Consider the following 20,764-nt stretch of genomic DNA (forward strand, 5'->3'; position numbering starts at 1 on the left):
GTCACAGGTCCCTCGAGGAGGCTCCGTCGAGCAGCGGCCGCGCCGCCGCATGCCGCCCGTACGGCCGCAGCGCCGACCGCATCCGGGTGTGCGCGTCCGTCACCCGGCGCGAGCGCAGCCCCGCACCGGCCCGTACGAACTGCGCCCACGACGCACACGCCTCCTCCAAGTGGCCGCTGGCAAGCAGGAGTTCGGCCCGCCGCGACAGCGTGAGCACGAGGCCGCGCCGGTCCAGCGTGGCGCGCGCCCCCGCCGAGCGGTGCAGATCGCGCACCGCGGCGCCCGACCGGCCCAGGCGGCTGTGCACCTCGGCGGCCTGGAACGCCAGCGCCCCCATCGGGTACGTGTCGAACGGGCCGTCGCCCTCGTCGCGTTGCACGGACTGCTCGGCCCGCGCGAGCGCCGCGTCCGCGGCCCGCCGGTCGCCGACCTCGGCCCGGGCCACCGCCAACTGCGCGTACAGATAAGCCCGTACGGCACCCGGCGCCGAACCGGCCACGGAATCGGCCGCCGCCTCCGCACAGTGCAGCGCCGACATCCGGTGGCCCAGATGCAGCGCCTGCGCGGACATGGCCCGCAGCGTGGTCGCCCACATCTCCTTGTCCCGCGCCTCGCCCGCCAGCGACAGCGCGAGGGAGAAATAGCGCTGCGCCAGTCCGTGCGCGTTCATGTCCGCGTGCATCAGCGCGAGCACGAACACCAACCGGGCCGACTCGACGCCCAGTTGGCGGTGCACCACGTCCGTGGCGGGTGCGCGCAGCCAGGTGGCCGCCGTGTCGGCCACGTACACGGCGAGCGCCGAGCGGGCGTGCGCGCCGCCGTGCACGTCCATCGCCGTCGCGAAGTGCCCCACCGCGCCGCGCACCAGCGCCACCTCGCTCGCGCCGACCCGCACGTGCTCGGGGCGGGTCGCGGCCCGGGCGGTGTGCTCCGCCCAGCCGGGCACCCGGGCCAGCGCCCGGTAGGGGGCGCGGGTGAGCCGGGCGTGTTCCAGCGGGTCGGCGTCCCGGCGGGACAGCTCCGCGAGCGCCGCGGCGGCTCCCGGCGCCGCCGCCCCGCGAGCGTCGGCGGGCGGGGCGAAGCCGAGCGACGCCGGGGTGAGCAGCCGGCCCAGTCGCCGCGAGAACACCTCCGCGACCAGCCGCGGCACCGGTTCCTTCGGCTCGGAGCCGGCCAGCCAGTGGGCCACCGCCGTGCGGTCGTATCCGAGCTGCAGGCCGATCTCCGCCGCCGCCGCGTTCACCGCCCGCGCACAGGCCTCCTGGGTCAGCCCCGACTCCCGCAAGAGCGCACGCAGTTGGGCGTTCGGTTCCCGCCGAGTCGCCATCAGCCCTCCCCTTGGGTCTCACACGGACGACGGCCGCCCCGGACGTCGAGGCGGCGCACGAGGCAGCATGTCCACCCTGACTGCCGGTAATCACCGGATCTGGGTGGTTTAGCCCACAGGGGCTGACGCGCAACACGTTCAACATCGCCCTGCCCCGACCGATCTTGTCGGCGGTCCGCGAGTACGTCAGGAGCGAGTCACCTCGGGATCGGGGTGACCTGCGGTGCGGCCTTCTGTGACGGACCCGGGCGCCGGCAGGCTCACGAACGTGCCGTCGTGGTGCACCAGCGGCCCCGCGTCCGAGACCCGCGCGGCCCGCACCACAAGGCCGATGGCGAGGGCGTGGTCGCCGACCGGGCGGAAGCTGACCGGGGCGAGCACGAACCGGGCGAGCACCCCGTCCAGGGCGGGCAGTCCGAGCGGGTCCCGGTGCCAGGAGACGGCCGGGCCGAACCGGCCGTGCCGCGGACCCGCGAAGGCCCGCGCCACCTCCTCCTGCCCCGCCGCGAGGAGCTGCACCATCACCCAGGTCGCGTCCCGCACCGCGCCCCACGACGCCGAGCGCAGGCCGACCGTGAAGGACATCAGCGGCGGATCGAGGGACAGTGACGCCAGGGACGTCACACAGAACCCGGCGGGCGGCTCCCCGCCGACCGTGACGACGGCGACGCCCTTGGCGTGCCGGCGCAGGACGGACCGCACGAGGTCCGCCCCGGCCGGCTCGAGCGCCGGGACCGCACGCAGGTGCCGCGTCGCATCGCTCCGGCTCACGCCGCACCCTCCCGCGGTACGAGCCCGACGCGGGCCCGGATCTCCTCGGCGTGCGGCGACGCCTCGACCGGGTCGTACGCGGCACAGTGTGCCCGCCAGTCGGCCCGGGCCCCCGCCTCGTCACCGAGCGCGAAGCGGCTCACCCCGCGCAGGTAGAGCAGCTCCGGGTCGGGGTGCCCGTCGACGGATCCGACCGCGTGGTCCAGGTCGGCGGCGGCCCGCCGGTGCTCGCCGAGCGACTGCAGGGCGACGGCCCGGTTGGCCCGCAGCTCCGCGTCGTCGGTGAGCGCGAGCGCCGCGTCCAGGTCGCCGACGGCCTGCTCGGCCCGGCCCGCGTCGAAGGCGAGCACGGCCCGGTTCGCCCAGGCCGCGACACACCGCGGATCCGCGCGCAGCGCCGCCGAGTAACTGGCGTACGCCCCCTCCGTGTCGCCCAGTTCCGACCGCAACGTGCCCTGAGCGGCCAGGAGTTGAGGGTGCTGCGGCGCCAGGGTCAGGCCGCGCTCGATGTCGGCGCGGGCCCGGTCGAGGTCGCCGCGCGTCAGTTGCAGATCGGCGCGGTGCAGCAGCGAGTCGACGTGGTCGGGCTCCAGGTCGAGGGCGTGGTCGAGGTCGCGCAGCGCGCCCGCGTCGTCGCCGAGCTCGCGCAGCAGGTCCGCCCGGTTGAAGTGCGCCTCGTAGAACGGCGGGGTGAGCCGGATCGCCGCCGCGTAGTCCGCGAGCGCCGCCCGCGGACGGCCGAGGGCCCGCTGCTGGGCGGCCCGCTCGAAGTAGTAGTCCCCGTATTCCGGGTCCCGGCGGATCACCTCGTCGTAGTCGGCGAGCGAGCCGGTGTGGTCGCCCCGTGCACCGCGCACCTGCGCCCGGTTGTACAACAGGACGCTGCGGTGCAGGAGTTGCTCGTCCGGGCCGAAGTCGGCGTCGGTGATCGCCATCGCCTCGTCGACCAGCGCGAGCGAACCGTCGACGTTGCCGCGGTGCAGCTCGACCAGCGCCCGCGCGTTGCGCATGAACGCCCGCACCAGGACCCGCTTGCGCGGATCGGGGTGCACGTCGGCGATCGCGATCGCCGTGTTCACCCAGGCCAGCGCGCGGTCCTCGTCGTGGTCGTCCTTGGGCAGGAACCGCGTGTACAGCATCGCCATCAGATACGCGGTTCCCATGTGGGCGTCCGCCGTCGTCGAGCCGCGCCGCATCTCCTCGAAGTACGCGAACGCGTCGTGGCCGCGCCCCAGATAGCACAGGCACGCACCGGTCTTGTGCGTCAGGTTCCAGTACGTACGCGACGGCTCGGCAGCGCTCAGCAGCGCGCGGCCGCGTCCGGCCAGCTCGATGACGGCCTCGTAGAACCCTTTGTTGAAGCACGTGGTGACGGCCTCGACGATCACCTCGACGCCCGCCCCGGCCGGATCCGTGCCGCGCTCCAGGTGGTAGGGGATCGCCCCGAGGCGGAGCGTCGGCTCGTCGCGCCCGGCGAGCAGAGCGGCGCGCGCCGTGTGCCGGCGGGCCCGTTCGTCGGCGGGCAGCGCGTCATAGGCGCGCCGCAGCCGCGCGTCGTCGCTCGTGCCGTCGCTGTCGACGTACAGCTGCGCGTGGTCGCTGTCCGGCAGCAACTCGGCGTCCATGCGGGGGAGTCGGGGCACCCGGTGGGCGTGCGCGGCCAGTGCCTTGCCGAGCAGGTCGTCGGCGACCCCCGCGCCGTCGACGACCACGGTGAGCACGGCGGGGTCGCAGCGGCGCAGCAGCACGGCCACCAGGTCCCGGTCCGTGGGGTCGGCGTCGTCCAGGCCCCGGAAGGCGAGCGTGAGCCCGTCCGGGTGCGCCGACCTGGCCCAGTCCATGAGGAGTTCGGCGACGCCGTGCGCGATGCGCAGGGCGCGGGTCGCCGGATAGAAGCGGGTGCGCTCCCTGGCCCCGGCGAGGTTGGTGAGGGTCTGCGGCGGCGTCGGCACGAAATCCATCAGTTCGGGCGCGATCGACTCCACCTCGGCGGCCCGTGCGGCGGCCACCAACTGGCTGTCCTCGTCGATGAGTTGGGGCACCGCCTGATGCAGCAGGAAGTGTGCGGCGGTGAACGGACCGCGCAGCCGTCGATGGCAGCGCACGGTCAGCAGCGCTTCGGGTGGCGGCTCGCCGTCGGCGGCGGCGCGGCCGGTGGTGGCCCCGGCGGTGGCGTCGAGCCACCAGTGGCGAGTCGACAGGGCGCGGGTGGGCAGGGTCGTCATGTCAGTGCTCCTTGCGGTGCGGTGGTCCGGGACCGGCCGCGCCGGTCCCGCAGGGTGACGTGGGCGAGCAGCCCGAGCTGCAGCCCGGACAGGGTGATGAAGCCCGCCGCGTCGACCAGGTCCCAGGCGGTGGTGTGCGCACCGCCGAGCCGGTCGGCGATCGTCGACCAGAAGTGCAGTGCGGTCGGCAGCCCCGCCCAGGCGAGCGAGGCCAGCGAGAACCCGTACCCGGCGACGAGCAGTGGCGCGTACCAGCGGGCCACGGCCCGGTCGCGCGGCGAGAACGCGGTGTCGGCCACGCGCGGCGTGCGGCGCAGCAGCCTGTGCAGTCCGCCGCGCAGCCTGAACCGCGTCGCGTTCTGCAGATCCGTGCACCGGGCCGCGGTCGTCACCACGTAATACAGGTCCGTTTCCAAATAGAACAGGAATTGCCAGATGAGGCGCAGGACACAGGTGAAGGCGACAGCGAGGCAGAGTTTGTGAATCCAGGACGGAATTCCGTGCCCGTCGAGAGCGAGCGACAGAAGGGTGAGTCCTGACAACAGGATCACGTCCGCCAACATGCCCGCGCAGAAGGGGAGATAGCGTTTGCGGCGTTCCACACTCAGCAGGGAATCGAGCCGCGTCTCCGCCACCAAGTAGTAGAGCCTGCGCCCGAGTCCGAGCGTCGAGGGCAGTCCGAGCCGGCGTCCGGCGAGTGCGTGGAACGCCTCGTGCACGACGATGCACGGGATCGCGACGGCGAACACGACGATCGGGATCAGCGACACGTAGTGCGTGAAGAACACGTGGTGGTACGAGGGCCGAAGCCCCGGATCGCGCACCATCGCGGTCACCGCGGCCGCCACCAGGGCGCTGTACGCGAGCCACGCGGGCCACGAGAACAGCAGTCGGCCGAGCAACTGCCAGCGCACCCGGCCCTGTTCGGAAGCGACGGCAGCCTCGGACTCCGTCCGGAGGAACCCCAGGTCGTCCAGGGTCTCCAGAAAGTCGGCCATGTCGAGCGGATCCCCACAGGTGCGCTCGTACCAGGCGGCGGCCTCCTCGACCGGAGCGCCCTCGGCGAACATCCGCAGTACGTGGGCCCCTTCCTCGGGGAACACCGCGTAACTGCCGGTGTCGGGCCGGCCGACCATCACGCCGTCGTCCTCGGTGACCATCGTCAGCCGGTGCAGAAAGACGGTTGCGCCCATCCGGCGCACCTCCTCGGGAAGGATCGGGAAAGACCGGAGCCGGACCCCGAAGGTGGTCCGGCTCCGGCCGGCGGAACCGGTCCTACGCGGCGTCACCGCAGAGGTAGTAGCAGGCGGTGGTCAGACGGATCGGACCGGCCTTGCGGACGGAAATCTTCTTCATGGTGTTCCCCCCTTCCGGGGTCATTGGAGTTCTGCGAATTTCCGGAATCGCTGGTTGTGAAGCCAGCATTGGCGGCCGCATTCGAGCCTGTCAACGAGGAACGAAGTCATCCGGAAACACTCTGGAAATCCAGTCCGGCGCCCAGTTTTTGGGCAGCGTGAAGCCCAACTCCGGGCACAGGAAAAGAAATCAGGAATCACCTGAGAAAGGGTGAGAAATGATCAACGGGTGGCGCGGCCGCGGTCAACAGCCGTGTCACCCGTGTCAGTGGAGCGCTCTGCGCACCGTTGGTACCTCCCGCTGGTCCCCGTTGTCCGGCCAGGGTCAAGTGCCGGATTCACCGCAGAATACGGACCGCGGGCCGCGGGCGTTCAGCCGCGATGCACAGCCACTCGCATCGCGCCGGGCCGGGTCATACCGCGGTCGCAGGCCCGTCCTTCGCATGCCGGGGCGAGGGCTGGACGAGGTCGCGCCCGCCCTCGCCCGGGTGCGGCGGCCGCTGTCCTGCATCGTGCGCACGAAACCCCTTGATGTCCCCGCCACTCCGGCGATGATCGACGCACGTGGCACCGGCTTCTTCTACCTTGTCCCACCATGAGCCAGTACTCCACGGGCGTCTCCGTGACGCCTGCCACGACGACCCGCGAGGCCTCCGACTGGTGGCGGGACGCGGTCATCTATCAGGTCTATCCGCGGAGTTTCGCCGACAGTGACGGGGACGGGACGGGTGATCTGGAGGGGATCCGTCGTCGTCTGCCGTATCTGCGTGAGCTGGGGGTGGATGCGGTGTGGTTGTCGCCGTTCTATGCCTCGCCGCAGGCGGACGGTGGTTATGACGTGGCCGATTATCGGGCGGTGGACCCGATGTACGGCACGCTGTTGGACGCGGACGCGGTGATCCGTGACGCGCACGAGCTGGGTCTGCGGATCATCGTGGATCTGGTGCCGAATCATTCTTCGGACCAGCATGAGTGGTTCAGGCGGGCGGTGGCCGAGGGTCCCGACTCGCCGTTGCGGGAGCGGTATCACTTCCGTGCGGGGAAGGGTGAGAACGGTGAACTGCCGCCGAACGACTGGGAGTCGATCTTCGGTGGTCCGGCGTGGACGCGGCTTGCGGACGGGCAGTGGTACTTGCACCTGTTCGCCCCCGAGCAGCCCGACTTCAACTGGGAGCACCCGGCTGTCGCGGACGAGTTCCGTTCGATCCTGAGGTTCTGGCTGGACATGGGGGTGGACGGGTTCCGCATCGACGTCGCCCATGGGCTGGTGAAGGCCGAGGGCCTGCCCGACATCGGCAGTGGTGATCAAGTGAAGCTGCTGGGCAACGACGTCATGCCGTTCTTCGATCAGGACGGCGTGCACGACATCTACCGGTCCTGGCGCACGATCCTCGACGAGTACGACGGCGAGCGCATCTTCGTCGCGGAGGCCTGGACGCCGACCGTCCAGCAGACGGCCAACTACGTCCGCCCCGACGAACTGCACCAGGCCTTCAACTTCCAGTACCTGATGGCCTCTTGGGACGCGAGCCGGCTCCGCGCCACCATCGACACCTCCCTCGACGCCATGCGACCCGTCGGTGCGCCGACGACGTGGGTGCTCTCGAACCACGACGTGACCCGGCATGCCACGCGGTACGCGAACCCGCCAGGCCTGGGTACGCAGATCCGCACGCCGGGCGACCGGGAGCTCGGTCTGCGGCGCGCCCGGGCGGCCACTTTGCTCATGCTGGCGCTGCCCGGATCGGCGTACGTCTATCAGGGCGAGGAGCTCGGCCTGCCGGATGTGACGGATCTGCCGGACGAGGTGCGGCAGGACCCCTCCTTCTTCCGTGCGCAGGGTCAGGATGGCTTCCGTGACGGGTGTCGGGTGCCGATTCCGTGGACCCGGTCCGGAATCTCGTACGGTTTCGGGGAGGGTGGCAGTTGGCTTCCCCAGCCCGACGGTTGGGGCGAGTTGAGCGTCGAGGCGCAGACCGGTGTCGAGGGCTCCACGCTCGAGATGTACCGTTCCGCGCTGGCCGTGCGGCGCGCGCAGGGCGGCCTCGGCGCGGGGGACGGCATCACCTGGCGCGACGACGTCCCCGAGGGGCTGCTGCACTTCGAGCGGCCCGGCTTCGCCTGCACGGTGAACATCACCAGTGCCCCGGTCCGCATCCCCGCCCCCGGTGCGGTCCTGCTCTCCAGCGCCCCCGTCGCCGTAGTGGACGGGCAGGTCGAGCTGCCCGCCGACTCGACCGTGTGGTGGGCGAGGGCCACGTGATGAGGTTGACCCTCACACCGTGTCAGGCCGTGGAGTAGGAGCCACCATGTTCACCATCGGAGACTTCGCACGGCACGGCCGGGTGTCGGTCCGCATGCTGCGTCACTACGACGCCACAGGACTGCTGCACCCGGCCCGGGTCGACCCCGCCACCGGCTACCGCCACTACACAGCCGCCCAGCTCGCCCGGCTCAACCGGATCATCGCGCTCAAGGACCTCGGCTTCACCCTGCAACAGGTCGGCGAGATCCTCGACGAGAAGGTCGACGCCGAGCAACTGCGCGCCATGCTGCGGATGCGCCGCGCGGACCTCGCGGCCGAGATGGCCGCGGCGGCTGGGCGGCTCACCCAGGTCGAGGCGAGGCTCCGGTCGATCGAGAGCGAGGGGCACATGCCCACCGAAGACGTCGTCATCAAGCACCTGCCGAGCCTGCGCGTGGCCGAACTCACCGCCGTCGCACCGGACTTCGACACCATCGGTCCCGTCATCCAGCCTTTGTACGAGGAGCTGTTCCAGCGCCTCGGTGCGGCCGGCATCCAGCCGACCGGGCCCGGCGTCGCCCGCTATGAGGACGCCGAGGGCGGCGGCGTCCTCATCCACGCAGGCGTCGAGGTGGCCGCCGCGCCCCGCGACGACGACGGCCTCCGCGTGCTCGACCTGCCGCCCGTCGAGCGGGCCGCGACGCTCGTGCACCGCGGGTCGATGGAGGGCGTGCTGACGTCGATCCAGACGCTGGCGCGCTGGATCGACGCCCACGGCCACCGCTCGGCGGGCTACCCGAGGGAGATCAACCTGGAGTGCCCCGAGAACCGCGACGACTGGGTCACCGAGCTCCAGGAGCCGCTGCGCTGACCGGGACGCCCGAGAGATAGACAGCCTTGGTTGCACAGTCTGGGCTGTCTATCTACAGTAGGGGCATGACCGAGAACGAAGAACCCCTGTCCGCGACCGCCGTGCAGGCGGCCGCGGACATCTGGGTGGTGTTCAGCAGGCTCCGCCGCAAGCTGCGGGCCCTGGAGAACCTCGACGCGGCCGCGGGGCGCGAGGGGGAGCCGGACCTCACTCCGGCCCAGGCCTCGGTCCTCGCCCGCCTCGACAAGATGGGCTCCGCGACCGCCAGCGACCTGGCGGCCGTCGAGACCGTGCGGCCGCAGTCCATGGCCAAGATCGTCATCGCTCTCGAGGAGGGCGGACTCGTCGCGCGCACGCAGGACCCCGACGACGGACGGCGCCAGCTCGTCTCCCTCACCGAGCGCGGCCGCGAGCGCGGCCGTGGCGTACGCCGCGAGCGCCAGCTCTGGCTCGCCCGCGCCCTGCAGGAGCGCGGCACCGACGAACAGCTGCAGGCCGTCGTCACCGCCATGAAGCTGATCGACGAGGTGACCCAGGCATGACCCGGCTCGCCGAGCGCATACGCACCGCGCGCACGGCCGACCCGAACGGCTTCGACCGCCGCCTCGTCGTCCCCATGGTCCTGGGTTCGGTCCTGAACCCCGTCAACTCCTCGATGCTCGCGGTCGCCCTGATCCCCATCGGGCACGCCTTCGGCGTCCCGCCGTCGCAGACCGCCTGGCTCGTCACGGGCCTGTATCTCGCCACGGCCGTCGGACAGCCCGTCATCGGCCGGCTCGTCGACGCGTTCGGGCCGCGCCGCCTCTACCTCGCCGGCACCGCCCTGGTCGGCGTCGGCGGCCTGGTCGGCATGCTCGCCCCGAACCTGTGGGTGCTCGTCGCCTCCCGCGTCCTGCTCGGCCTCGGCACCTCCGCCGCCTATCCGGCGTCCATGTCCCTGCTGCGCGCCGAGTCCGAACGCACCGGGCTGAGGAGCCCCGCCGGAATCCTGGCCGCGCTGTCGATCTCCGCCCAGGTCATCGCCGTGATCGGCCCGACGCTCGGCGGGCTGCTGATCGGCGCGGGCGGCTGGCACCTGATCTTCGGGGTCAACGTCCCGCTGTCCGCGGCCTGCCTGGCCCTCGGCGCGCTGTGGCTGCCGAGGACGGCGAGCGCCGCCCGCGCCGACACCCGCACCGACGTGCCGGGCATGGTCCTCTTCGCGGCCTCACTCACCGCCTTCATGCTGTTCCTGACCGACCCGGGCGCCGCCCACTGGTACCTGCCGGTGATCGGTGCGGCGACCGGAACCTGGTTCGTACGAAGGGAGTTGGGCCTCGACGCGGCCTTCATCGACCTGCGGGTCCTCGGGGGCAACGCCCCGCTGCTCGCCACGTACGGCCGCCAACTCCTCGCGTACATCACCTCGTACGCCTTCCTCTACGGCTACACCCAGTGGCTCCAGGAGGGCCGCGGCCTGAGCGCGTCCCAGTCCGGGCTGCTCCTGCTGCCGATGTCGGTGACGGCCATCGCCGTGACCGCCCTGACCGGCCGCAGCCCCCGGGTGCGCGGCAAGCTCAGGGCCGGCGCCGTCGTCCAACTCTCCGGCTGCGCCGCCCTGTTGTTCCTCGACGCGAGCAGCCCCGTCTGGCTCCTCGTCGTCCTCGGGGCCGCCTTCGGCATCCCGCAGGGCCTGAACGGGCTCGCCAACCAGAGCGCCCTGTACGCCCAGGCCGACCCCGCCCGCATGGGCTCGTCCGCCGGGCTGCTGCGCACCTTCACCTACCTGGGCGCCCTGCTCGCGTCCGCGGCGAACGCCGTGTTCTTCCGGGGCGGCGCCACCAGCGCGGGCCTGCACGACCTGGCCCGGCTGCTGGTCGTCGTCGCCGGACTGTTCCTCGTCACCTGTCTCACCGACCGCTCGCTGAGCCGCGTCGGCCGCGAGGCGTGACCTCCCCCCTGACCCGCTTCGCCGCCCAACACCCCTTGTCCGAAAGGTGTTCTCCATGTCCGTCACCACCCTCGACCCGAAGACCGCCCTCGTCGTCATCGACCTGCAGAACGGCCTGATGGGTCTCACCGGCGAGCCGCACCCCCTCCCCGACGTCGTCGAGCGCAGCGCCCGCCTCGCCGACGCGTTCCGCGCCCGCGACCTGCCGGTCGTCCTCGTCCGCGTCACCTTCGCCGCCGACGGGGCCGACGCCGTCCCCGGCCGCACGGAGACGCCGCGCCGGACCGCGACGCCGCCCGCAGGCTGGGACCAGGTCGTCGACGCGCTCGCCGGACACCCCGAGGACATCACCGTCACCAAGCGGAACTGGTCCGCGTTCTACGGCACCGACCTCGACCTGCAGCTGCGCCGCCGCGGCATCACCCAGATCGTGCTCACCGGCGTCGCCACGAGCATCGGCGTCGAGTCCACGGCCCGCTTCGCCCACGAGCACGGCTACCACGTCACCCTCGCCACCGACGCCATGACCGACCGCGACGCCGAGGCCCACCGCGGCAGCGTCGAGCGGATCTTCCCGCGACTCGGCGAGACCGGGACCACCGACGACATCCTGAAGGTGCTCGCCGAGCGGTCCTGACGCCCTGCGCGACGCCTGCGAACGCAGTCGTGGACCCGGCACAGCCATAGGTGTGATTCTTCCGGGCCGGAGCCCCCGGGCGGCCCAGTGGCTCCGGGCTCGGACCGCACAGTGAGCGGGTGGCAGACAGACAGATCCTCACAAACAGGGGCACGCTCCTCGGCTCCCTCGCCGCGGCCGTCGCCGTCGGCGGTGCCGCGCTCGGCCTGCTCACGCTCGGACCAGGCGACCCCCCGCCCGCGGCGCCGCACCCCGCCGCCCGACCCGCCGCGGCCCCCGGCGACCCGGCCGCCGCCGTCGCCCGCCGCCAGGAGTGGCTGCGCGGGCACCCCGACGACCACGCGTCCTGGGCCGCCCTCGGCGCCGACTACGTCGAACAGGCCCGCCGCACCGCCGACCCCTCGTACTACCCCAAGTCCCAAGCCGCACTGGAACGTTCACTGAAACTGCGCGGCCCGGAGCGCAACGTGGACGCCGCCGTCGGCATGGGAGCCCTCGCCAACGCCCGGCACGACTTCGCCGCCGCGCGCGACTGGGGCGAGCGGGCCCGCCGGGCCGCCCCCGGCAACTGGACCGTCTACCCCGTCCTCGTCGACGCCTACACCCAGCTCGGCGACTACCCCAGGGCCACCGCGGCCGTGCAGCGCCTGCTCGACCTCAAGCCGTCCCTGCCCGCCTTCGCCCGCGCCGCCTACGAGTTGCAGACCCACGGCAGACCCGCCGACTCCGCCGCCGCCCTGCACCGCGCCCTCGGCCTCGCGAACGACCCCGCCGACCGCGCCTTCTGTCTGCACCGGCTCGGCGAACTCGACTGGGAGCGCGGCGACATCAAGAGCGCCCTCGCCCGCTACGAGGCCGCGCTCGCCGCCGACCCGACGGCGCACGCCGCCCTCGCGGGCCGGGCCAGGGCGCGCGCCGCACTCGGCGACACGGCCGCGGCACTCGCCGACTACCAGCGGCTCACCGCACGGGTACCGCTGCCCGAATACGTCCTCGCCCTGGGGGAGTTGTACGAATCCCTCGGACGCGGGAAGCAGGCGCGCGAGCAGTACGACGTGCTGCGCGCCGAGGTCGAACTGTTCGCCGCGAACGGCGTCACCGACGACCTCACCCTCGGCCTGTTCGAGGCGGACCACGGCAGCCCCGCCCGCGCCGTGCGCACCCTGCGGGCGGAGTGGGCGCGCCGGCACAGCGTCCTGGTCGCGGACGCCCTCGGCTGGGCCCTGCACCGCGCGGGCCGCGACGAGGAGGCCCTCCCGTACGCGCGACAACCGGACCGACTCGGCTGGCGGGGCGCCTCGTTCGCGTACCACCAGGGAGAGATCGACCGGTCCCTCGGTCGCGACACCGAGGCCCGCGCGCACCTGAAGGAGGCGCTGCGGCTCAACCCGCACTTCTCGCCCCTCCAGGCCCCCGCCGCACGCAAGGCGCTCACCGGCCTCGACGGAACGGGCCGGGCATGAGCCGTCCGACGCTCCGGTACGCGCTGGTGGGACTCGGCGTCGTCCTGCTCGCTCTCCTCGCCCAAGTCCCCGCGTCCGCGCACCCGTTGGGCAACTTCACCGTGAACCACTTCCACGGGCTTCGCGTCCACGCCGACCGGGTCGAGGACCGCGTCGTCGTCGACCGCGCCGAGATCCCCACCCTGCAGGCGCACGGCCGGGACGACGCCGCCGCCCTGTGCGCGGAGGTCGCCGCGTCGGTGCGGCTGCGCATCGACGGGAGGGCCGCCGCCTGGCACGTGACCCGAGCGCATCTCACCTACCCGCCGGGGCAGGCCAAGTTGCCGACGACGCGGGTGAGTTGTGCGCTCAGCGCGCCCGCCGACCTCGGGCGGGGCGGGGACGTCGACGTGGTCGACGCCTACGGGGAGGGCACCATCGGCTGGCGCGAGATGACCGCGGCCGCCGGACCCGGCCTGCGCCTGGCCGCCTCCGACGTCCCCGCCCGCACCGTCTCCGACGAGCTGCGGCGCTACCCCGACGACCTGCTCGCCGACCCCCTCGACGTGCGCACGGCCCGCCTGCGCGTCACGCCGGGCTCCGGACCAGCCGCCGGAACGGCCGCCGACACCCGTGCGCCGGACGGCAGTTGGGTCGGCGCCCTCGACGCACGCCTCGCCGCACTCAGCGCCGACGACCACCTCACCCTGCCGGTCGGCCTCGCCGCCGTCGCGCTCGCCCTGCTCCTCGGCGCCGGACACGCGGCGCTGCCGGGCCACGGCAAGACCGTCATGGCGACGTACATGGCAGGTCGCAGGGGCGGGACGCGGGACGCGGTGCTGGTCGGGGCCACGGTGACCTTCACGCACACCGCCGGAGTGCTGCTGCTCGGCCTGGCCCTCACGGTGTCCGCCGCGTTCGCCGCCGACCGGCTGATGAGCGCCCTCGGCGTGCTGAGCGGGGCGCTGGTGTGCGCGGTGGGAGTGATGCTGCTCAGGGACGCGAGGAAGGGGCGGACACGCGGCCACACGCACAGCCACGGCCATGCGCACGGGCACGTACACGGGCACGGAGACGGCCACGGGCACCCGCACAGCCACGAGCACGACACCCACCGCGACCACGACCTCGATCACGACCATGCACACAGCGACGCGCAGCCGGAACCCTTCCGCCGTCGCGCCCTGTTCGGCATGGGCGTCGCGGGCGGGCTCGTGCCCAGTCCGTCCGCCCTGGTGGTGCTGCTCGGGGCGATCGCCCTGAACCGGACCGCGTTCGGGGTCGCACTCGTCCTCGCGTACGGCATGGGAATGGCCGCCGTGCTGACGGCGGCCGGAATGCTGGTGGCCCGCTTCGGGGAGCGGGCCGACCGGATGCTCGGCGGGCGCGTCCGCACCTGGCGGGCCGCGATGCCGTACGTCACCGCCGCGCTGATCGTGGCGGTGGGAGCGGGACTCGCCCTGCGCAGCGCGGTCCCGCTCCTCAACTCGTAGGACTCAGGGGCGAGTCACCCAAGGGCCCGGGGCAGTGCCACGTACGGGAAGTGGCTCTCCGGTGCGGGCACCGGGCCCTTGGCCAGGCTGAAGCGGAACAGCTCCGGGTGGCCCTTGCCCGCCGGCTCGCCCATCACGATGCGGCTGAAGGCGAGCGTCGGGTCGTCGGTCAGGCGACGCCCGTTGGGCACGCCCTGCGGGTCGCCGTCCAGCCAGCCCGCGAGCCTGGGCCTGTCCGTGACCGGCGTCGACATGTTGAGGCGCATCATCTCGGCGTCGCGCACCGCGTCCGGGTTCACGTCCTGGTTGAGGACGTGCGCGTTCAGGTCGCCCTTCACCGGCCCGTTGCCCTTGCCGACGCCGCGCATGAAGACCTGCCACATGTCCTCGCGCGGCTCCTTGGGCGGCGGCACCGCGTACGCGTGGAAGAGATTGACGAGGGACGGGCCCGCGGGCTTGCGGACCATCGTCCGCATCGTCGGCCAGGTCTGGTCGTGCGCCGGGTCGCTCGCGTTGAACTGGTCGGCGATGCCGCCGGGGATGCCGATCAGGCCGGCCGGGCCGAGCAGGTTGTCCGGGGCGAGACCCTCGTTGAAGAAGGACTGGCCGACGCGGGACATCTGCACCCACTTCGGCTTGCCGCCGCTGACGTTCAGGGACTTGCGGGACGCGGTCGCCCACACGCCGAACACCGGGTTGCGGTGGGCGTCGCCCTTCAGCGCGAGCTGCTTCTTGGGCAGCTGCAGCGCCATCACGTTGACGTTGCTGAACACCAACGGGTTGATGGGGGCGGGCAGTTCGACGCCGAGCTTCAGCAGGCCGAACATCCGGACGTCGATGAAGAACGGGTCGGAGGCCTGCCCCGCGTAGGTGCTGCCGCCATCGGGCAGCGCGTACGTGGCCTGGCGGCGCAGCGCCGCGTAGTCCGGCATCGTTAGGTGCCCGGAGTGGGTGGGCGCGGCGGTCTTGTCGTCGACGAGCACCTTCGCGTCCCGGCCAGGCCGCAGCTCCTCGAGGCGGTAGCGCTGGCGCAGCAGCAGATCGGCGTCGTCGAGGCTGGTGACCCGCCCCTTGACCTGGGCGACCCCGCCGATGCGATGGTCCTCGGTGGTGAACGTCCAGCGGTACGTCAGATCGGGCCGGGCGTCGCCGTCCTGGTCGATGTCCAGGTCGTAGCGGGTGTCCTCGCCGAACAGCGCGGGCGGGAAGAGGCCCCCGGTGTTCGGCAGCGTGACCGGGTTGTAGGTGACGGCGAGCGTCACGGTGTCGGGCTTGTCGGGGCTGGTGAAGGCGTAGAGGTCGGCGGCGTTGACGTCCGGGTTGAGGATCGCGGTCGGGGCGTCGACGTGACTGCCCGCGTGGCCGCTGCCCGTGCCGGGGCCGGCCAGCGCGGCCACGGTGAGCACGGCGGCCGCGGCGCCGGCGCCGAGTCCGTGGCGTGCGGTGATGGAGCGGAGCATCAGGGTCTCCCTAGGGCGCGGTGGCTCAGCTGTACTTCGCGGCTTCTTCGGGCGTCAGCGGAGTGTGGGCGAGCAGTCGCTTCCAGAAGTCGGGTCCCGGCAGGAAACTCAGCGTGGCGTCGAGGTTGAAGATCGGGGTGCCCGCAGGGATGTCGACGGAGACCGAGGCGAGCACCTTCGAGGCGTCCTTGCTCAGCCGGAACTGCCAGTCGCGCGGCCCGATGCCCAGCTCGAACGTCTTCGGGTTGATCCGGGGGACGAACGCGGGCGTCAGCTTCGTCGAGCCGAGCACCGCCTCGACCGCGGTCGTGGTGCCGAGGAACGTGCGCTTCTCCGGGCCGTTGTTGACGCTCAGGTTGCACCACACGCCGGTCGGCACGACGGTCAGCCAGATGCCGTCGCACTGCGCGTGGTCCTTCTTCCCCGTCTCGGCGCTGACCGCGTTGCGGGCGATGGTCAGCTTGCCCGGGTAGCAGACGCGCAGGCCGTTGTGGAGATCCGGCTCGATGCTGTCCTCGAGGTAGCCGAGCGGGAAGCGGGCCTTGTCGTTGCTGTGGGGCATCTTGATGAGCGGGTCGCTCACGTTCCAGGACGCGTTCTCCTCCTTCAGCGCACCGAGCAGCTCGGAGGAGATGGTGATGTCGGCGTGCCCGAAGGGCGACAGATAGGCGCCGACGCCCGAGCCCAGCGCGCCGCGCTGCTTGCACGGGCCCTCCTCGGCCTGGTGGAACACCGTGGGGGCCTCGACGGACGGTGCCGACGGTCGGACGTCACGGGCGCTCGCCGTACCGGCGGCGGCGCCGACGGCGAGGAGAGCGGCTGCGCCGAGGGCGGCCGGGCGGACGGGAAAGCGCATGGCGGGCTCCTGGAGGAGGCGGAAGGTTCCTGCCTCACTGAAGCCCGGACCCGGTCACCGTGCGAGACGAAAGTGGCCGAATGGGTAACTCTGGGCAACCTCGGGCGCGGTTTCCGGTCACTGCCGTGGCAGGAGCGCCGTGAGCTGCGCGAAGGGGTCACGCGGAGCGGGCGGCTTCGCTAGCCTGACGGCCCACCAGATGAAGATCTCACCGGAAGGTGCCTGAGGGGCCCGTGAGCGACGATCTCGGATTCGACGAGCTGCTCGGCCACGACGGCCTGGTCGCCCGGCTGACCGGACGCACACGGACCGGCCGGAACAAGGAGCTGCTGTTCGGCCCCGACCTGCCCGTCGTGCTCTTCGTGGGCGGCCCGGGCATGGGCAAGGGACGGCTGCTCGCCTCCGTGCAGCGGCACTTCAAGCCGCGCGTGCCCGTCGCACACGTGGACTGCGCCGCGGCCGGGTTCCAGGAGGTGCCCGAGGAGCGGCCCGGCGCCCGCTCCGCCGTCACCGAGGTGCTGCGCAGGATCGCCCTCGAGTACCGCGACTGGGACGGCGACGGCGGCCCCGTCGCCGTGCCCCGGCTGTACGCGGGACTCGCCGCGGTGGCCGCGAGCGACGGGCTCGCCACGGCCAACGTCCTCGTGGACGAGGTGCGCAGGCTCGACGAACTGCTGCCCCCGGGATCGTTCTGGCGCGGTGTCCTGCGCGGCACGGTGAAGAACTACGTGGGCTTCCTCGCGGGCCTCGTCACCCACGCCGCGCTCGGCCCGGTCGTCAACGCCCTGATCGACGGACTGCTCGCCCGCGTCTCCACCGACGGCAAGAAGGCCCTCACCGAGTGCTACGGGGACTACCCCGGCGCGGGCGGCCAACCCCGTTCGGGAATGCGCCGGTTGGCGGCCGACTTCCAGCAGGGCGGCGAGGCCCGCCGGATCGCGGAGGGCTTCCTCTTCCGCGCCCTGCGCCAGGACATCGAAGCCGCCTACCGCTCCGTACAAGGACGCCTGTCGCGCGTCGGCAGACCCGTCCTGCTGCTCGACCACGCCGACACGGCGCTCGGCCGCCGGCTGCTCAAACCGGTCCTCGAGGACCGCGAGCGGCAGCGGCACGACCGGCTCGTCGTCCTGGCGACCGCCCGCCGGGAGGACGGCGGCCGCTTCCTCTACTACGCGGGCGACGACGCGGCCGCACCGGCCCGCTGGGACCCCACCGCCGGAGGCCTCCCGCAGTGGAGCCGCCCCGCGGGCACGGTCCCCGACGGCGAGCCCCTGTGGCGCGGCGTGCTCCTCGTGCGGATGCCCCGCCTGTCGCGCGAGCAGCAGCGCACCGCGAGCGAGCGATGGCACGCGGGCCAGGGCGACCAGCTCGGCAACGCGGCACGACTGCGGCTCAACACCGGCATCCACCGGCTCAGCGGCGGGCGGCCGCTGCTCGTGACGCGGCTCGGCGAGTCGACGGCCACGCTGACGCTCGAGCAGCTGGAGGCGTGCACCGACTGGTCGCTCCTGGACACCCGCCTGCCCGCCTCCGACGGAACGGGCCGGGACCGTCCCGTCGCCGACGTATTGCTCGACGAACTCGTCGTCGGTGCCCACCCCGAGGAACTCCCGGCGGCCCACCGCGGACACTGGCTCGACCTGCTCAGCCACCTCTCGGTCGCCCATGACGCGGAGTGCGCCCAAGCAGTCCTGCGCGCCGCACAAGAAGGCCGCGAGAACCCGCTGACCGCCTACCGCGCCGCCGAACTCCTCGAGGACAGCGGCTGGCCGCCCTGCCCCCGCCACTTCATCGGCGACCTCGGCCTGCGCCGGCTGCTGATGCGCCGACTGCACCGCATGCGGCCCGACGGCGGCGCCTGGCACACCGCGCACGCCGTGCTGCAGGGCCACTACCGGGCCCTCGGCGACGACCACCCCGACGCCCGCTTCGGCACCGCCGCCGCCCACCGCATGCACCATCTGCTCGCCTCCGACGGCGCCGACCACGTCACACGCCACCTCGCCGACGTGTTCCCGGCCCGCTCCGCCGACGCCTGGTGCGAAGAGCTCCTCGCCATCGCCGACGCGCCCCTGCTCGGCCGCGCCGACGACCGCCTGGCCCACGCCCACGGCGAGATCCACGTCCCCGGTGACGCCCGCCGCCGCAGGGTCGACCGGCTGCTGCACGCGGCCTGGCTGAGCGGGGAGCGCACCTGGCCGCTCGACGACACCGTGCCCGGCGTGCTGCGCGACCAACTGAGCGGTCTGAGCGAGGAGTTGGCGCACCTCGCCGACGAGACTGTCGCGGGCCGCGGCCCCGGCGGCGTGGACGCGGACCGGGCGGCCGAGGGCGCCGAACAGCTCGCCCGCGTCGCCCGCGCCTGGGGGGACCGGGCGGAGGCCCGCCAGCCGCTCAAGCGCTGCATCTGCACCCAGCACATCGGATTCGGCTGACCGCGCGGCGCGCCGGCGGACGTCGGCGCAGGGGCCGCCGGGCAGGTCATCACTGAGGGAGGGACGGACACACGTGTGGGACTCGCTGTATGTCGTCTTGTGGGCGAACCTGTTGAGGCGGATCCTCACGGTGTGCGCCGTCGGCGCGCTGATCGCCGCCGCCGTCGTCTTCTGGCCCGGCCCCGACGGGCCCGAGAGCTGCGCCAAGGGCGTCGAGAAGAGCGCCGGTGAATGCATCGGGATCAACGGCTCCGGATACGACTTCGGCACCCCCGAGATCACCGCGGTGGCCCGGGCGATAGCCAAGGAGAACGAGACGTTCGTCGGCGACAAGCCGCACGTCACCATCGCCATGGTGCTGCCCCTGCACCCCGAACTGGCCGCAGAGCGCGCACAGTTGCGCAGCGAGATCCAGGGCGCCTACCTCGCCCAGTACCGCGAGAACCGCAAGGACGAGGCGCCGCTGCTGCGCCTCGTCCTCGCCAACCCCGGCACCGACTACGCCCAACAGGCCAAGGTCGTCGACCAGTTGGGGGCGATGGCGCAGGACAAGAAGGACAACCTGCGTGCCGTCACCGGCTTCAACCTGAGCCTGCAGGCGACCAAGGACGCCATCACCCGGCTGACGAAGGACCTGGGCATACCCGTCCTCGCCAGCCGCATCAGCGGTGACGACCCCGCGAACCCCGAGTCCGGCACGGACGAACAGCCCTACCCGGGGCTCGCCCGCATCATCCCGACCAACACCGAACAGGCCGCCGCCCTCGCGCACTTCCACGGCGGCCTGAGGGACGCGGAGACCGTCCTGGTCAAGGACACCCGGCCCGGCGACATATACAACGCCTCCCTCGCGCGGGCGTTCAGCCACAAGGAGGCCGGCCCGCCGGGACCCAAGGACCAGCCGTTCCGCTCGCCCTCCCTCACCGAACTCGGCGACACCGGCAACGACTTCGCGCAGATCAGCCTGAACATCTGCGACTCCGACGCGCACTACGTGTACTTCGCGGGACGCCCCGTCCACCTGCGCCTGTTCGCCCTGAAACTCGCCGAGACGCCCTGCCACGACAAGAAGTACACGATCGTCAGCGGCTCCGGCGCCGCCACCCTCAACCGCTATATGAAGGAGGGTGATTGGGAGGCTTTGCGCGGCGGAGGCGGCCCGGCCAAGCCGACCGTCACCGTCCAGTACACCGCCCCCGGCCACCCCGCTGCCTGGGACACCGAACTGAAGAACTGGGACAAGTCCCACCCCGACCCGAAGAGCCGCCCCGCCTACCTCACCCAACCCCAGCAGGCACTGAACGATCTGCGCCGACTCGTCGACAAGGGCACGGCGGGCGACATCGGCCCCGTCCGGCTCGACGACTCGCGCACCATGCTGGTCCACGACGGCGTCATGACCATCGGTGAAGCCGTCTTCCTCGCCAACCAGCAGACCGAGGGCATTGTGCCGTCTCTGTCGCGCATCATCGCGGAGTGGCCCCGCCTCGAGTCGGCCCACCACATCGTCGGGACCAGCGGCTGGATCTGCCTGACGAACGCGGGCAACGCCTACGACAAGCCCGTCGCCGTGGTCGAACTCGACCCGAAGAGCCGCCAGGTCAACTTCGTCGGCATCGGCTGGCCCAAGGGGGAGCCGCAGCCCAAGTCCTGCGTCGTGCCCAGCGGCGACGGCTGAGTTCCGTGGGTGGTCGAGACCACTTCCGGATCGCGTGGC

General features: G+C 72.6%; 15 protein-coding genes. 9 read left to right on the forward strand and 6 right to left on the reverse strand.

Translation table 11 applies throughout. From position 1 onward, the window contains the following. Position 1 precedes the first annotated feature (1 nt). The 4 genes from ACIBUY_RS33430 to ACIBUY_RS33445 all read right to left on the reverse strand — a co-directional run bounded on the left by ACIBUY_RS33430 (position 2) and on the right by ACIBUY_RS33445 (position 5,516). Positions 2–1,327, reverse strand: a complete 1,326-nt coding sequence (locus tag ACIBUY_RS33430) for a hypothetical protein (protein ID WP_399154608.1) — start codon at positions 1,325–1,327, stop codon at positions 2–4. A gap of 186 nt (positions 1,328–1,513) precedes the next feature. After that, a complete protein-coding gene (locus tag ACIBUY_RS33435; RefSeq protein WP_399154609.1) occupies positions 1,514–2,098 on the reverse strand; it encodes a flavin reductase family protein in 585 nt (194 codons plus the stop codon). Then, a complete protein-coding gene (locus tag ACIBUY_RS33440) occupies positions 2,095–4,323 on the reverse strand; it encodes a tetratricopeptide repeat protein (protein ID WP_399154610.1) in 2,229 nt (742 codons plus the stop codon). Before ACIBUY_RS33440 ends, ACIBUY_RS33435 begins: the two co-directional genes overlap by 4 nt. After that, positions 4,320–5,516, reverse strand: a complete 1,197-nt coding sequence (locus tag ACIBUY_RS33445; protein ID WP_399154611.1) for a hypothetical protein — start codon at positions 5,514–5,516, stop codon at positions 4,320–4,322. The genes ACIBUY_RS33440 and ACIBUY_RS33445 overlap by 4 nt, the downstream gene beginning before the upstream one ends. A 757-nt stretch (positions 5,517–6,273) precedes the next feature. On the opposite strand from ACIBUY_RS33445, the gene ACIBUY_RS33450 reads away from it, so the two are divergent. The 7 genes from ACIBUY_RS33450 (at position 6,274) to ACIBUY_RS33480 (ending at position 14,296) form a co-directional block, all read left to right on the forward strand. Beyond that, a complete protein-coding gene (locus tag ACIBUY_RS33450; protein ID WP_399154612.1) occupies positions 6,274–7,941 on the forward strand; it encodes a glycoside hydrolase family 13 protein in 1,668 nt (555 codons plus the stop codon). 46 nt (positions 7,942–7,987) lie between these two features. Continuing rightward, entirely contained in the window at positions 7,988–8,794 is an 807-nt protein-coding gene (locus ACIBUY_RS33455; RefSeq protein ID WP_399154613.1) for a MerR family transcriptional regulator, read from the forward strand. A gap of 65 nt (positions 8,795–8,859) precedes the next feature. Then, a complete protein-coding gene (locus tag ACIBUY_RS33460) occupies positions 8,860–9,336 on the forward strand; it encodes a MarR family transcriptional regulator (RefSeq protein WP_365578904.1) in 477 nt (158 codons plus the stop codon). Beyond that, the gene (locus ACIBUY_RS33465) at positions 9,333–10,724 is read left to right on the forward strand and encodes an MFS transporter (protein WP_399154614.1); all 1,392 of its coding nucleotides are present in this window, start codon (positions 9,333–9,335) and stop codon (positions 10,722–10,724) included. The genes ACIBUY_RS33460 and ACIBUY_RS33465 overlap by 4 nt, the downstream gene beginning before the upstream one ends. 55 nt (positions 10,725–10,779) lie before the next feature. Continuing rightward, the gene (locus ACIBUY_RS33470; RefSeq protein WP_365578900.1) at positions 10,780–11,361 is read left to right on the forward strand and encodes a hydrolase; all 582 of its coding nucleotides are present in this window, start codon (positions 10,780–10,782) and stop codon (positions 11,359–11,361) included. A gap of 119 nt (positions 11,362–11,480) precedes the next feature. After that, a complete protein-coding gene (locus tag ACIBUY_RS33475; RefSeq protein ID WP_399154615.1) occupies positions 11,481–12,824 on the forward strand; it encodes a tetratricopeptide repeat protein in 1,344 nt (447 codons plus the stop codon). After that, complete coding sequence (locus tag ACIBUY_RS33480) at positions 12,821–14,296, forward strand: nickel transporter (RefSeq protein WP_399154616.1); 1,476 nt, start codon at positions 12,821–12,823, stop codon at positions 14,294–14,296. The genes ACIBUY_RS33475 and ACIBUY_RS33480 overlap by 4 nt, the downstream gene beginning before the upstream one ends. A 14-nt stretch (positions 14,297–14,310) precedes the next feature. Here the strand turns inward: ACIBUY_RS33480 and ACIBUY_RS33485 are convergent, their stop codons facing one another. Both ACIBUY_RS33485 and ACIBUY_RS33490 read right to left on the reverse strand, forming a co-directional pair. After that, positions 14,311–15,756: a DUF4331 domain-containing protein gene (locus tag ACIBUY_RS33485; RefSeq protein WP_399154617.1), complete on the reverse strand. Its 1,446-nt coding sequence runs from the start codon at positions 15,754–15,756 to the stop codon at positions 14,311–14,313. A gap of 25 nt (positions 15,757–15,781) precedes the next feature. Next, positions 15,782–16,612 (reverse strand): hypothetical protein, encoded by an 831-nt coding sequence (locus ACIBUY_RS33490; RefSeq protein WP_399154618.1) that lies wholly within the window; start codon positions 16,610–16,612, stop codon positions 15,782–15,784. Between the two features lie 233 nt (positions 16,613–16,845). Between ACIBUY_RS33490 and ACIBUY_RS33495 the strand changes: the two genes are divergently transcribed. Together ACIBUY_RS33495 and ACIBUY_RS33500 are read left to right on the forward strand one after the other, a co-directional pair. Further along, entirely contained in the window at positions 16,846–19,047 is a 2,202-nt protein-coding gene (locus tag ACIBUY_RS33495) for a hypothetical protein (protein ID WP_399154619.1), read from the forward strand. 73 nt (positions 19,048–19,120) lie between these two features. Further along, positions 19,121–20,725, forward strand: coding sequence for an amino acid ABC transporter substrate-binding protein (locus ACIBUY_RS33500; RefSeq protein ID WP_399154620.1), 1,605 nt, complete (start codon positions 19,121–19,123; stop codon positions 20,723–20,725). The last annotated feature ends 39 nt before the right edge of the window (positions 20,726–20,764 follow it).

This window comes from Streptomyces sp. NPDC050085 (assembly GCF_044460595.1).
Taxonomy (GTDB): domain Bacteria; phylum Actinomycetota; class Actinomycetes; order Streptomycetales; family Streptomycetaceae; genus Streptomyces.